13 protein-coding genes, 2 tRNA genes and 1 rRNA gene are annotated in these 13,834 nt (G+C 56.9%); 11 read left to right on the top strand and 5 right to left on the bottom strand.

Going from position 1 to position 13,834, the window contains the following annotated elements:
* Positions 1–229: 229 nt before the first annotated feature.
* From ACTM82_RS04435 to ACTM82_RS04390, 10 genes are all read left to right on the top strand, one after another.
* A tRNA-Gly gene (locus tag ACTM82_RS04435) sits at positions 230–304 on the top strand.
* Between the two features lie 194 nt (positions 305–498).
* A complete protein-coding gene (gene purB, locus ACTM82_RS04430; protein WP_441054694.1) occupies positions 499–1,845 on the top strand; it encodes an adenylosuccinate lyase in 1,347 nt (448 codons plus the stop codon).
* A gap of 129 nt (positions 1,846–1,974) precedes the next feature.
* A complete protein-coding gene (locus ACTM82_RS04425; RefSeq protein WP_427794045.1) occupies positions 1,975–2,238 on the top strand; it encodes a TIGR03905 family TSCPD domain-containing protein in 264 nt (87 codons plus the stop codon).
* Positions 2,238–3,449, top strand: coding sequence for a hypothetical protein (locus ACTM82_RS04420; RefSeq protein ID WP_441088515.1), 1,212 nt, complete (start codon positions 2,238–2,240; stop codon positions 3,447–3,449). Before ACTM82_RS04425 ends, ACTM82_RS04420 begins: the two co-directional genes overlap by 1 nt.
* Before the next feature lie 152 nt (positions 3,450–3,601).
* Complete coding sequence (locus ACTM82_RS04415) at positions 3,602–4,324, top strand: response regulator transcription factor (RefSeq protein ID WP_006236208.1); 723 nt, start codon at positions 3,602–3,604, stop codon at positions 4,322–4,324.
* 11 nt (positions 4,325–4,335) lie between these two features.
* The gene (locus ACTM82_RS04410) at positions 4,336–5,901 is read left to right on the top strand and encodes a sensor histidine kinase (protein WP_154516828.1); all 1,566 of its coding nucleotides are present in this window, start codon (positions 4,336–4,338) and stop codon (positions 5,899–5,901) included.
* 118 nt (positions 5,902–6,019) lie between these two features.
* On the top strand, positions 6,020–6,898 hold the full coding sequence (locus ACTM82_RS04405; RefSeq protein WP_154516897.1) for a phosphoribosylaminoimidazolesuccinocarboxamide synthase: 879 nt from the start codon (positions 6,020–6,022) through the stop codon (positions 6,896–6,898).
* On the top strand, positions 6,899–7,474 hold the full coding sequence (locus tag ACTM82_RS04400; protein ID WP_427717870.1) for a hypothetical protein: 576 nt from the start codon (positions 6,899–6,901) through the stop codon (positions 7,472–7,474).
* Positions 7,475–7,567: 93 nt separating this feature from the next.
* On the top strand, positions 7,568–8,848 hold the full coding sequence (locus ACTM82_RS04395) for an aminopeptidase (protein WP_427794046.1): 1,281 nt from the start codon (positions 7,568–7,570) through the stop codon (positions 8,846–8,848).
* A gap of 28 nt (positions 8,849–8,876) precedes the next feature.
* Positions 8,877–8,952 (top strand) — tRNA-Lys (locus ACTM82_RS04390).
* Positions 8,953–9,577: 625 nt separating this feature from the next.
* Here ACTM82_RS04390 and ACTM82_RS04385 read toward each other — a convergent pair.
* The 5 genes from ACTM82_RS04385 to ACTM82_RS04365 form a co-directional block, all read right to left on the bottom strand.
* On the bottom strand, positions 9,578–10,066 hold the full coding sequence (locus tag ACTM82_RS04385; RefSeq protein WP_441054696.1) for a hypothetical protein: 489 nt from the start codon (positions 10,064–10,066) through the stop codon (positions 9,578–9,580).
* A 2-nt stretch (positions 10,067–10,068) separates the two neighbouring features.
* Positions 10,069–10,491 (bottom strand): hypothetical protein, encoded by a 423-nt coding sequence (locus tag ACTM82_RS04380; RefSeq protein WP_441054698.1) that lies wholly within the window; start codon positions 10,489–10,491, stop codon positions 10,069–10,071.
* Positions 10,491–10,724 (bottom strand): helix-turn-helix domain-containing protein, encoded by a 234-nt coding sequence (locus ACTM82_RS04375; RefSeq protein ID WP_441054700.1) that lies wholly within the window; start codon positions 10,722–10,724, stop codon positions 10,491–10,493. Before ACTM82_RS04375 ends, ACTM82_RS04380 begins: the two co-directional genes overlap by 1 nt.
* Before the next feature lie 408 nt (positions 10,725–11,132).
* Positions 11,133–11,342: a hypothetical protein gene (locus tag ACTM82_RS04370; protein WP_441054702.1), complete on the bottom strand. Its 210-nt coding sequence runs from the start codon at positions 11,340–11,342 to the stop codon at positions 11,133–11,135.
* A gap of 176 nt (positions 11,343–11,518) precedes the next feature.
* Entirely contained in the window at positions 11,519–12,628 is a 1,110-nt protein-coding gene (locus ACTM82_RS04365) for a tyrosine-type recombinase/integrase (protein ID WP_441088514.1), read from the bottom strand.
* A gap of 1,097 nt (positions 12,629–13,725) precedes the next feature.
* Between ACTM82_RS04365 and ACTM82_RS04360 the strand changes: the two genes are divergently transcribed.
* Positions 13,726–13,834 (top strand): 16S ribosomal RNA (locus ACTM82_RS04360); the annotation flags it as partial.

The raw sequence follows: 13,834 nt of genomic DNA, 5'->3' as shown, positions 1-13,834 counted from the left end.
TCATACGGGTAAGTACCGCGAGCTGACCAAGAACTTGCCAAGTTCCCAACAAATGGAGACCGGTTTTAGATAATCAAACAAAAGAGCAGGTAGAAGACGGTGTAAAACAGGTTACTCGAGTCCCTGTTTTCGCAATTCGAGCAACAAGAAGATGTTTTTCCATGCGTAAAACAAGGGTTAGCGCCCTTGTATCAAACAAGACAACCGCGTTATACTATCCCCCACATATGCGGGCATCGCCAAGTGGTAAGGCATCAGCTTCCCAAGCTGACACTCGCGGGTTCGAGTCCCGTTGCCCGCTCCAGTTAAAAGTACAAGCACGGCACCATCACGGTGTCGTGCTTTTTTCAATAAAGCGCCGGGACTCGAACCCGACAAGGTGTGAACGTTAGGCAAATGGCAAAATGTTAGGTTAATACCTGCTGCCTATACTTGCACCTGCGCACGGTACAATGGTTGAGTTACGACCAACGTGCCAATAACCAAAAAGGAGCCGCTATGATCGATCGCTATACCCGCCCGGAGATGGGACACATCTTCTCCCTCGAGAACAAGTACGCCATTTGGCAGGAGATTGAGGTTCTGGCCTGCGAGGCCCAGGCGGAGCTCGGCAAGATCGGTATTTCTAAAGAAGAAGCTCAGTGGATCCGCGACCACGCCAACTTTGAGAAGGCGAAGGTCGACGAGATCGAAGAAGTCACGCGCCATGACGTCATTGCCTTCCTGACCAATATGAAGGAGTATATCGACGCCGATGTTCCCGAGGGCGAGCCTAAGCCCAGCCGTTGGGTTCACTATGGCATGACCAGCTCTGACTTGGGCGATACGGCCCTGTGCTATCAGCTCACCCAGGCCTGCGACCTAATTATCGAGGACGTCAAGAAACTCGGCGAGATCTGCAAACGTCGCGCTTTCGAGGAGCGTAACACGCTCTGCGCCGGTCGCACTCACGGCATCCACGCCGAGCCTATGACCTTTGGTATGAAGTTTGGCTCTTGGGCCTGGGAGCTCAAGCGCGATCTGGATCGCCTTGAGGACGCTCGCAAGAACGTCGCCTTCGGTGCCATCTCGGGTGCCGTTGGCACCTACAGCTCCATCGAGCCGTTTGTCGAGGAGTATGTCTGCGAGCACCTGGGTTTGGTTTACGACCCGCTGTCCACGCAGGTTATCAGCCGCGACCATCATGCCTACCTCGCTGGCGTCCTCGCCACCACGGCGGCCACCTGCGAGCGTATCGCTACCGAGGTTCGCAATCTGCAGAAGACCGATACGCTCGAGGCCGAGGAGCCGTTCCGCAAGGGTCAAAAGGGCAGCTCCGCCATGCCGCACAAGCGTAACCCGATCACCATGGAGAAGGTCTGCGGCCTGTCGCGCGTCGTGAAGTCCAACGCCCAGGTCGCCTTCGACAACGTCGCCCTGTGGCATGAGCGTGACATTTCGCACTCTTCTGCCGAGCGCGTCGCCCAGGCCGATAGCTTTATCGCGCTTGACCACATGTTCCAGTGCCTTATCCGCGTTATCGATGGCCTCCAGCTGTATCCGGCTCGCATGATGGCCAACCTCAACAAGACCCGCGGTCTCATCTTCTCCTCCAAGGTTCTGTTGGCCCTCGTCGATACGGGCATTACCCGTGAGGACGCCTACGCAATCGTGCAGGAAAACGCCATGGCGACCTGGCATGAGGTGCAGGACTGCGTTTCCGGCCCCACCTTCAAGGAGCGCCTCGAGGCCGATCCGCGCTGCACCGTCAGCCAGGAGAAGCTCGACGAGATCTTTGATCCGTGGGACTTCCTCACCCGCATCGATACGGTCTTCGATCGTCTGGAGCAGCTGAGCTTCGAGTAGGTTCGGGCATAACGTTAGCTATTTAGGGCGCTTTGCTGGTAATGTGTGTTGCCGGTAAAGCGCCTCGTTGCATTTATGGAAAGACGGGGATAATAGTCGTCTCGAATGACATTCTGAGAAGGAGATCGCATGATTTCGTTTGATTACAAGCCCCAGGGCGTGTGTACTCGCAATATTCACCTCAATCTTTCCGATGACGGCAGCAAAGTGCTGGGCGTTGAGTTTACCGGCGGCTGCAACGGCAACCTCAAGGCCATCTCTAAATTGGTCGAAGGTGCTTCTTCCGATCGTGTGATTGAGGTGTTGGCCGGCAATACGTGCGGCACGAAAAAGACCTCCTGTGCCGACCAACTTACGCGTGCCATCGAGGCCGCGCGTGCCGAGATTGCCTAATGAGTATTTTTGATCGCGTTAAGAATGGGGTAACGCGCCGAGGATTTGTGTTGGGTGGTGCTGCCGCGAGTGCTGCCACGCTGCTTGCGGGGTGCTCGAAAAAAACGGGCACCAGCGATGATGCTGCCGGTGAGCCGCAGGTTATCAAAGATGATTCCAAGATCGTCTCGATTACCGAAGAGTATGAGGCCGTCGACATTGATCTTAAGCCGACGGCGTCGTGGACGTTGCCATTGGGGACGCTGCTGTACTACTGCGATGGCGGTTACGCTGCGGCGATGATGGCGCCCGCATCTGCGCTGCATGCCAACACGCTTGGCGTGTTCAACATGGGGGACGGCTCACTCACCACGTTGATTGACGATCCTGTCGAGGGTTCCGGTTATGCGTTTTACGACGTTCGCGCCACCGATAGTGTGTTTGCGTGGGTTGAGATGAACTACGCGAATTCGTCGTGGAAGCTCTATGCGCAAACCCTGTCGGGCGCGGCGCTTACTGGTAATGCCGTTGAGCTTGATCGCGGCGGTGAGGATTACGACCCTCCGCTGTTTACCGCCTTTGACTCGTCGGTCATCTGGTACAAGATGCCTTCGACCGGTGGCAATAAGACCGGCAGCGATTCATATTGCTACCGCCGTTCGCTCGATGAATCTAAAGCGGAGGCAATCTGGAAGTCGACAGGCCGCTTTGCGTCTGCACCGCGCGTGAGCGATGGCATCCTGACTATCTCACCCCGCGTGCGCAATGACGAGGGCGTCTACTACGGCATGACGGCGATCGACCTGACGGACGGCAGCAATACCAAGAGGGCTCAGCTGGTCCTTCCTTCGTCGGTGTCACCTTTCGAGGCCGTATATATGGGCGATACGTTTGTGTTCTCCATTGAGGCGACCTATGCCGGCGTGGGCGGCCTGGGCAATATGGGTACCTACATTGGTAACGAGGGCGGCCCGTATCAATTTCTATCGCGCGAACCGCTTGCGTGCGCCGCCGGCAGGAAGGGCAAATATCTGGTTAAGGTTCAGGCATCGCATTTTCTGATCGATACCTCCGCTAAAACCTATGGTTCGCTGCTGTCGCCCGACCGCGCTCTCGAATATGGCGATTATCCAGCTACGGCGGGAAAATCGAATACGTTTTTAACCTATGCCACGGTGCGTAATAGCCAAGGAATTCCCGAGACGGTTACCGCTCGCCTGTTCTCTCTTTAGCGCCGAGGGGTTAAAAAGGCTCCAACGAGGGAATAAGCCCATTGTAACCGTGAGTACCGCCCGCCGAGCTGTCGCGCCCATGCGATGCCCGGTGGGCTCAGGTGCGTTAAAATGGGCTTGTTCTTAGCTAATTGAGACAGGGGGGCCGTGTTATGGCTTCAGATGCAAAAAAGATTCTGCTGGTCGAGGACGAGAAGGCGATCCGTGACGCTGTCGCTGCCTATCTCGAGCGCGAGGGCTACTGGGTTGTTGGCGTTGGCGATGGCCAGTCTGCGATCGAGGAGTTCGAGAAGCACCAGTTCGACCTGGTCGTGCTCGACCTTATGCTCCCCAAGATCCCCGGCGAGCGCGTTTGCCGCACTATCCGCGATACCTCGGATGTGCCCATCATCATGCTTACCGCCAAGGGCGAGATCGAGGATCGCATCATCGGCCTCGAGCTTGGTGCCGACGACTACCTGATCAAGCCGTTCTCGCCGCGCGAGCTCGTCGCCCGCGTTCGCGCCCTGTTCCGTCGTGCTCACCAGGCAGACGAGCCCGCCGTTGAGGTACTCGACTTTGGCGATCTGGTCATCGATATCTCGGGCCACAAGATCTTGGTCGAGGGCAAGGAAGTTGATTTGACCGCTTCCGAGTTTAAGCTGCTCACCACGCTTGCTCGCCATCCCGGTCGCGTCTATAACCGTATGGAACTGGTCGAGAAGGTGCTCGGCTACGACTTTGAGGGCTACGAGCGCACCATCGACAGCCATGTGAAGAACCTTCGCGCCAAGCTGGGCGACGACCCCAAGAAGCCTAAGTGGCTCTATACCGTTCACGGCGTCGGTTATCGCTTCGAGGCTCCGGCCAAGACCGATAAGTCGGACGAGAAATAGGTAAATCACATATGACACCTGCGCGCTTTGAAATCGGACAAAAGCACAAGCAGGAGAACGAGGCGGGTTCCAAGGCAAGTTGGAACACGCCTCGTTCCGATTCACGGCCGGCGATGAGCTATCCCTCGCGTATGGCTTTGGCTTTTGCCCTGACATCGCTCATGACGGTATTGGTGCTGGTGGGCGTTGTCTCCGTTGTGTGGGGCACCGTCTTTTCGGATTACACGCGCTCCAATATCGTCGAGATCGCCAATTCTGCTGCCGAAAAGCTTGCGACGTCGTATGAGGAAAACGGCAATTGGACTGCGGGCGAGCTGCGCACGGTCGCGACATCGAGCTTGGTGTCCGACGACCTGGGTATGCAGGTCGTCAACAAAAAGGGCGTTGTCGTTTATGACGACTCATGGCCTTCGGCAAGTGCGACCGCCGATGTGCGCGAGAGCGAATTGCCGTCGAGCAGCTCGAGCGGTAAAAAGGCCTCGCATAGCCCGGTCTCGTCAGCGCCCACCGACTCCGATAGCGTTGCCAACGTCGAAATCGTTACGTCCTCTGGCGAGCATGTCGGACAGGTAAAGCTATGGGCTATCGGCTCCGACGCTCTGCTCACTAAGGCAGATTCTGCGTTTAGGGAGAAGACCTTTAACGCCATGGCTCTTGCCGCGGTTGTTGCAATCTGCATCTCGGTCGTTATCGGATCGCTCGTGTCGCGCATGCTTACCAAGCCGATTCATCGTATTACGAGCACAGCCAAGCAAATTCGCGACGGCGATCTGTCTGCTCGTACGGGCTTGCGCGGCGATGACGAAATCGATCAGCTGGGTGAGACCTTTGACGAGATGGCCACCTCGCTCGAGAAAGATATGAAGCACGAAAAGCGCCTGACCTCGGATGTCGCACACGAGCTTCGTACACCGCTCATGGCCATGCTTGCAACGGTCGAGGCCATGCAAGACGGCGTGTACCCCACCGACGACGAGCATCTGGAGACGGTCGCTTCCGAGACGCGTCGCCTCGCTCGTTTGGTGCAGCAGATGCTCGACCTATCGCGTATGGAAAACAGCACGGCTCCGCTCAATCTCGAACCGGTGGACATGGTTCCGTTCGTGCGATCGATTGTGAACGGCCAGGAGCGTCTGTTTGCCGACCGTGACCTTCGCCTTCGCTTTGCAGATGAAACCCAGGGGCACGACGATGTCGTCGAGGCCGATCCCGACATGATCACGCAATGCGTCATCAACCTCATGAGCAACGCCATGCGCTACACCCCCGAGGGTGGTTGGGTCGTAGTGTCGGTGCTCAGTGACCGCAAGCATGTCAGTATTGCCGTTTCGGATACCGGTATCGGTATTGCCAAGGACGATCTGTCGCGTATCTTCGGACGATTTTGGCGCGCCGATGCCAGCCGCGCCCGCGAAGCTGGCGGCCTGGGCGTCGGCCTCGCCGTAACTAAACAGATCGTCGAGCGTCACCATGGCTACATATCCGTGGAGTCGGAGCTTGGAAAGGGTACGACTTTTACGATTCATCTGCCCCGCGAGCACACGGCGGACGCGGCATCTACTACAATGGAGCACTAGCTTTTCGCTATTCGGTGAAGGAGGGACCGCGTCCCTGCCGCTCCGAGTTTGCGAAAACGTGCGGTAAAGAACCCGCATTTCTGTCGTATTTAGGTAAGGAGTGACTCACGTGACAACGATGGAGCGTCGTCCGGATTCCCGTGGCAAGGTTCGTGATATCTACGATGCCGGCGAAAACCTGTTGATGGTCGCCACCGATCGCATTTCTGCGTTCGACTTTATTCTTCCCGACGAAATTCCGTTTAAGGGAGAGGTGCTCAACCGTATCTCGGCGTTCTGGTTCGACAAGTTTGCCGATATCGTCCCCAATCACCTCGTCTCCATCGATCCGGCGGATTTCCCCAAGGAGTTTGCCGAGTATCGTGACTATCTCGCAGGCCGCGCCATGCTGGTTAAGAAGGCCCAGACGATTCCTATCGAGTGCATCGTCCGCGGCTATCTGACCGGTTCGGGCAAGAAGACCTACGACGAGAACGGCACCGTCTGCGGCATCCAGCTGCCTGAGGGCCTGACCGAGGCCTCCAAGCTCCCCGAGCCGCTGTTCACCCCGTCCACGAAGGCCGAGATCGGTGATCACGACGAGAATATCTCGTTTGAGCGTTGCTGCGAGATCGTTGGCGAGGACATCGCCACGCAGATCCGCGATCTATCTCTTAAGATCTACAAGGCTGCCGCCGAGTATGCAGCGACCCGTGGCATCATCATTGCCGACACCAAGTTTGAGTTTGGTGTCATCGATGGCAAGGTCACGCTGATCGACGAGTGCCTCACGCCCGACTCCAGCCGTTTCTGGCCTGCCGCCAGCTACGAGGAGGGTAAGATTCAGCCTAGCTACGACAAGCAATTCGTCCGCAATTGGCTCAAGGCCAACTGGGATATGACGGGGGAGACCCCGCATCTGCCCGCCGAGGTCATCGATGGCACGTCCGAGCGCTATCGCGAGGCCTTCCAGATCATCACGGGCTCCCAGTTTACAAGCATGAAGGAGAACGCGTAAGTGAGTACCCGCAGCGCCACGAACAAGCGCACGCAATCCCACGAGGTTACCGGGGTTGCGCGCAAGTCCGCCGCATCCGCCAAGCCAGCTCGTCAGGCAGCGAGTTCTGTTCGCGTCGTGCCGGCATCATCCAAGGCACGCCGCAAGGAGCTCGAGAAGGGCGAGAGCCTTGAGGGCCTCTCTAAAGAGGAGAAGCGCGCCCGCAAGGCTAAGCGGCGCGCCAAGGAGGACCGCATCTACACGGTGTCGAGCATCCTTCTCAAGCAGGATGAGGACTACACCAAGCGCCGTCGCATCTGGTGGGCCGTGCTTACTATCGGCATGGTGCTCGTCGTGGCCATTTGGTCTTCGCTGTACTTCGCTCCCGCTGGCATGGTGTCCAGCCCCGTCCAGATGGCCGGCATTGTTTTGTCCTACATCGTCATTCTGGGTGACTTCATCTACGACTTCGTGCGCATCCGTCCCTTGCGTAATATGTATCGCGCGCAGGCCGAGGGCATGTCCGATAACAAGCTCAACGCTATTATCGAGCGCTCGGCTGCCAAAGAGGACAAGAAGGCCTCCAAGAAGAAGTAGTAGCGTTACAACCTATAGATATCGCTAAGATATAAGGCGTGTCGTTTTTTGCGGCGCGCCTTTTTACTGTCCTGTAGATAGATGGAGTGGCACATGATTCGAGCTGCCCTGACGGTCGAAGAGGCTCTGGAGGGTATGAAGTCCCTGGAGCCCAAGATTAAAAATTATGCGCGTCTCGTTGTCCGCAAGGGCGTCAACGTTAAGCCCGGTCAGGAGGTCGTCGTTCAGTCTCCCGTCGAGTGCGCGTCATTTGCGCGCGTGGTGGTTGCGGAGGCTTATGACGCTGGCGCCGGTCACGTGACGGTCATCTGGGCTGACGATGCCGTGACGAGGCTTACCTACGAGCATGTCGAGAAAAGCTATTTTGAGCAGACTCCCGAGTGGAAGCGCATACAGCTGGATTCGTTTGCCCAGGACGGTGCCTGCTTTATCTTTATTGAGGGCACGGACCCTGCTGCCCTCAAGGGTATCGATCCCGCTAAGCCTGCCGCAGCTTCTAAGGCGAGGAACATGCAGTGTAAGGTCTTCCGCCGTGGACTGGACTACAACATTAACCCGTGGTGCATCGCCGGCGCTCCGGTCGCTGCTTGGGCGCGCGAGGTATTCCCGGGAGACGCCGATGAGGTTGCAGTCTATAAGCTGTGGAATGCGATTCTGCACACCGCTCGTGCTGATGGCCAGGACCCGGAGAGCGACTGGGAGCTCCATGACGCCACATTCGAAAAGAACCTGCGCTTCCTAAACGATAATCAATTTGATTGCCTGCACTACACCGCTTCGAACGGAACTGATCTGACGATTGGAATGACGAAAGGCCATGAGTGGGCCGGCGGTAAGGGAAAAACTCCCGACGGTCACCCTTTCTTCCCCAACATTCCCACCGAGGAGGTCTTCACCTCGCCCGATCGTATGCGCGCCGACGGCATCGTGTACTCGGCTATGCCGCTCATTCACCACGGCAATAAGGTTGACGATTTTTGGATTAAGTTCGAGAACGGCCGCGTAGTGGACTATGACGCTCGCGTGGGTAAGGCAACGCTTGCGAGCATTATTGAAACCGATGAAGGTGCTGCTCATCTGGGCGAGGTCGCGCTTATTTCCAAGAACACACCAATTCGTGAAAGCGGCATTCTGTTCTACGACACACTCTATGACGAGAACGCCAGCTGTCACCTTGCGTTGGGTGTCGGTTTTCCCGAGTGCATCGAAAGCGGGTATGACATGTCCAAAGAGGAACTTCTGGAGCACGGAGTCAACGTTTCGAGCACGCACGTTGACTTTATGATTGGCACGGACGACATCGATATTACGGGCATTACACCTGATGGACGTGAAATTGTGATTTTCCAGAACGGCCAATGGAGTTGGGAATAGTCTCAGACCGTGGTACAATGCCATCCGCGGGCCGTTAGCTCAGCTGGCAGAGCAGGGGACTTTTAATCCCAAGGTCCAGGGTTCGAACCCCTGACGGCCCACCATAGTTTGCGCAGGTCAGAGACGGTGTTGTCTCTGACCTTTTTCTTTATGTACCCAACGAGTACCCAAAACGGTACCCCTCAAATCACGTGGATTCCATAATTCTGGTCTGTCCGTAGAGGGCGTTAACGTCCGGATGGTCGGACGGATAGATCGTTGCCGATGCGTTCGTCCATCCGTCTGTGGGGGCCGAGGACGGTCCGAGTGGATGCGAGCGTTCTGCGCGCTTTCGATAGCCGTAGGGGCTCCTTGGGTAGCCCCAGGCTGTCGAAAGGGAGTTGAACGCGAGCCTTGAGCGCGGGTATGCCGGTGTGGCGTAGTGAGCGGTCGTTGATGCACCGAAGCCCTATATCTATTACTTATTTATTTATATATAAATGGAATGTAACTTGACGTTACACCTGCGGCGCTTCTACCTGCGTTTCGGGACGCTTGAATGCCCCCTTTTGAAGGGTGGGTTAAATGTAACCTCAAGTTACACATGTGTAACCTCACGTTACAGGAAGTGTAACTTCAAGTTACAGAAGATGTAACGTCACGTTACAGGCTGGTGTAACCTCACGTTACACTTAAACCCACCCTTTTGAACACTGAAAAGCCGTCCCGCAATAGATGCGGGACGGCTGCCTAGTCGCTCCATCCCATGGACTTGGCGGCGTCGAGGATGGCTGCATATCGGAGTTGCAGTATGCCGTCAACCGAGTCGATGAGATGCCTTGATTTCAACGCCTTTCGCGCTTTGCAGACGCTCGGCCGCGCCGCGTTAAAGAATTCGGCCAGTTCGATGTCGGTTTTCTTCAATCCGCAAACCTTATAGCCCTTGCATGAGCCGATGCGCTCGTATCGTCGTATTTCTAATAGCAACTGAAGTTCAAGCTTGCCCCTCGCGGCGAGATATAGCCATCGATCACTTTTGTCGTCACATAGCCGCGATTTGGCGGCTTCCTCGGTTTCCGTTGCAGCAGCGCAGATTTGTGGCGGTTCAACGCCGCTGAGCTGTGCGAACCGTTCACGTGATATAGTATTCTCAATGCTAATCGCATCCTGAGTGATGCTTGGTGCCGTTGGAAGTGATGATTCCAGCGGCACTTCTTTTTTCGGAGGATCATCCGTCACTGTTATCTCCTCCGTTTCTTCTTAGGCCGCCCGCCACGGGTGCCACCGACAATCATCTTTCCATGCCTAATCATCGCGTCATCGACAGCGGGCAGGTAGAGCCATTCGTCCTCGGTTGAGGTCGCGAGTCCCGCTGCGATCAGTGCGTTGACATGCTCGGCTGCGACAGTCGATTGACCGTGCGTCCCATAAAGTTGCTTGGCCAGCATCGCGTAATCGAGTTTCAGCGCGTGTCCCCTAGCCGTTGATGCGAGCGAACACAGTGCGAGCCAGACACCCATATCGGCGTATGCACGGCTGCCGCGAGCAGTATGCAAGCGCCTGAATTCGTTTGCGGTCGTTATTGGCAGGTTAATGCGCATGAGCGGTAGCTGCACATTCCATGCGGCCTTGATGGCCTCATCATCACTAATTGTGCGCCCCATTAGGCCGCGCCCTTATCGCGCAGCCCGCAGACCGCGAGCAGGTCATCACGGTTGAGCTTCCACCGGCGCCCGATTTGAACGCCACGGATCTCACCGCGTTCGACCATTCTCAAAAGGTGCTTGGCACTAATGCCGATTGCCGCTTCGGCGGTTGTGGGTGTGATGAGCAGCGGTAACGTGTCATACTCGCCGAGGCGGAACCGTTCCAAAATGGCCTCCTCTGATTTATGCATAGTTGACTCCTTTCTAGGCCTATGGCCCGATAAAGACTGTGCGGCTTATGCCGCTATAACAAGGCTATGGCGGCTTTTGGCTCCGTGCGAACCGATTTGGTGCCAAGGGGTGACAATCGGTGATAATTTCGGGCGGCAGGGTATTCTGTTCCGTCTAATCGCGCCTTTGAGAACGGGGGTTTCGCCCCGCAGGGCGCCGGGTTTTAGGACAGAGCCCTAACAAGCGCCGAACCGTAGGTTTCGGCGCGTACGCGGACGGGCAAAACGCAGTTTTGTACGGCAGCGTACGACTCTTGCGTATTTCGAAAAACTACCCTTACGGCCATTTCGCCCGACTTCGTATGTCCCGCTTAAAACGGTGGGTTTCCGTGCTCGGGCCCGCCTTTCGCCTTCGCCGAAAGGCGGGCCTTATGAGGGATTGTCTAGGTATGCTTTTTCAAGGTTGGCAAGCATCCATCCCATGACCTTGTCCTCATCCAGTTCGAGATAGATTCGACAACCTTCTTCGTCCCTGTTGCGATAGGGCTTCGAACGCCTGACAACATAGCCTGCCCTTTCCAACTGGTCCGCCAAGCAGCTGGCCTTAGCGGTTTCGCCGCTTATCCTGAATTCGAGCATGGTTCACCTCCGTTTCATTGTCCCGATAGTCCGAATAGTCTTAAAAGAAAACAGCTGTCTAGCTGGTCTTTTGTCTGAATTAGAGTCGATTTGCGGCTCTGAAAAAAGCGGTCGGAGCCCGATGGGCGGCCGCTGTATTTACGGGCCGAAAATCGGTATCTGAGGACCGCAGGGGCCTATTCACCGCTCGCCCGCAGTTCCAGGATTTCAGCCGTGGGCGGTGTCGCCGTCATCGTTGCCGCCACTGCATCCATTGCCGTTCGCTTCGCCTGGGCGTTTACGCCCGTGTAGATGTTCAGCGTCATTGCGGCGTTGGCGTGACCCAGGAGCGAGGAGACGGACTTGATGTCCGTCCCCGCGAGGATCGCTGCGGTAGCGAACGTGTGGCGCAGGTCGTGGAACTTGGGCGGCTCGCCCTCCGAGCCTACCAGCCCCAGCTGTCGAACCGTGACGGCCCAGTGACGCGACAGGCGCTCAGGGGCCATGAACTCTCCGTCAGGACCGCCCAACACGAACATCGACTGCTCGAACGGCACGCCCGCCTTAAAGCACTCGGCTCGCGCGGCGGTCAGGCGGCGAGTAAGGATCCCCGCGACTTCATCGGGCATGGGAATGCTCCTGCGACTTCCGCCGTTCTTGGGTTCCTTCTCGTAATGCCCGTTTTCTCCAAACCCGATGGAAGCTTTGACGTGCAGCAGCTTTTGTCCGAAATCAACGTTGCGCCACCTGAGCGCAAGCAGCTCGCCACGCCGCATACCCGTGAGCAGTGCGAGGTAGATGCCAACGTTTTCGGGACAATCTCGGGCGATTGAGAGGAACGTGAGCAGCCGCCCTCGCTCTCGTTCGTCCAGTGCGTTGGGCTCACGGTGACGGGCTTTAGGCACGCGCACGCAGTCCACGGGGGAGTAGTCGATCACGCGGAGCCTGCCAACGGCGTCGCGGTATGCGGCCTTGAGTAGCGTCACGCTTTTGCGAATGGTGGATGGCTTGTAGCCCTCCTCAACGGCCCAGTTAATCCAGTTCTGAGCTGCGGTTACGTCTAACGAGTCGAATTCGATGCCGCCGATTCTGCGCTCAACAAGTCGCGCGGCACCGCGGTAGTCGTAGACGGTCGAGGACTCAATTGAGCCGGATGCACTGAGCATGTCGATATAGCCGTCTAGCAGGTCTTTTACGGTCTTATGTGCCATGCTGCCGAGCTTGAGCTTCTTCTGCGCAAGATCCTCCATCTCCTCGCGCCATTCCTTCAGCTCGGCCTGAGCTGCACGTTTCGATTTGGCGGCCATGACCTTGCTGACCTGCCCGTATGTCCCGTCCTGCTTCTTAAACTTCAGGCGTCCGCGCCATCCTCCGTTGCGGTATGGAAGGAGACAGGACGAGGTGTAGTAGCACTTTGGCTTCATCGATACCCCACAATCGCGGTGCGTACCCGCTGCGTACCGCGCGGAGTACCCGTGTTGAATAAACCCGCTCAGGCTGTGCAGTCCGTCTAGTCGAACGAAACCGCAGGTCAGAGTGGGTGTACGGTATCACTGGCCAAGCGTTAAATCAAACGAGGTGCGGCTTTTAATCCCAAGGTCCAGGGTTCGAACCCCTGACGGCCCACCCAAAGATTGTTGAGACGGTCAACTTCGGTTGGCCGTCTTTTTTGTCGCCCTTACATGGGTTCGAACCCGAAAGGGCGCGGAGCTGAGTAAACGCGTGAGCGTTTGCCAGCGCAGCGCGCAAGGCGCGAAGCGCCGCAGCGGCCGCCCGCGCAGCGGGCCCGAACCCCTGACGGCCCACCATAGAATAGAAAAGCGACTGGCGGATGCCGGCCGCTTTTTTTGTTGCCGGTGCACGGGTTCGAACCCGATCTTCTCTATATATAAGGACGCCTGGCGGCCAAAACCAGCCTTTTACCGACAGGAAACCAAAACCAGATGCCGTTAGAGTAAAGTAGCGCACCAGAGATGACCGATACCTCAACACCTATAAACCAGCTGGTCATCGCCAATACCGGAAGCCAATGCTTCAGATATGACTTCAGTGGAACAGCTGAAGGATTGGTTCATTTGTGAACAAAATATGGAGTGCTGGATTCCCGCCCCGCGGGCCCCTCCGGTCTGGCAATATATCTCCTTGCCGCGCGGCCCGGTCGGACCGGGAACCGGCGCAGGCGTGCACCTTGAGAACCGGATACTGCGAGGATGGACACACCAGATGTGTCGCATCCGGGCAGACATCGAACCATTTGAAATGGTCTGACTTGGATTCGTTTTTCGCAAGGCCGCCGAGAGGCGGCCCCGAGAAATTCCTTTTCCTATACAGAACCATATGAATCGAACGGAACCGATCAGCGAATGACTGAGGGGACCGGACGGGCTCGAGGCCCAAACATATTTGGACGGAGAGTTCGATCCTGGCTCAGGATGAACGCTGGCGGCGCGCCTAACACATGCAAGTCGAACGGCACCCACCTCCGGGTGGAAGCGAGTGGCGAACGGCTGAGT

The sequence above is a fragment of the Collinsella sp. HCP3S3_E5 genome (assembly GCF_052067635.1).
Taxonomy (GTDB): Bacteria; Actinomycetota; Coriobacteriia; order Coriobacteriales; family Coriobacteriaceae; genus Collinsella.
Note: the sequence above shows the minus strand (reverse complement) of the source record. Positions and strands in the feature narration are given on the sequence as shown.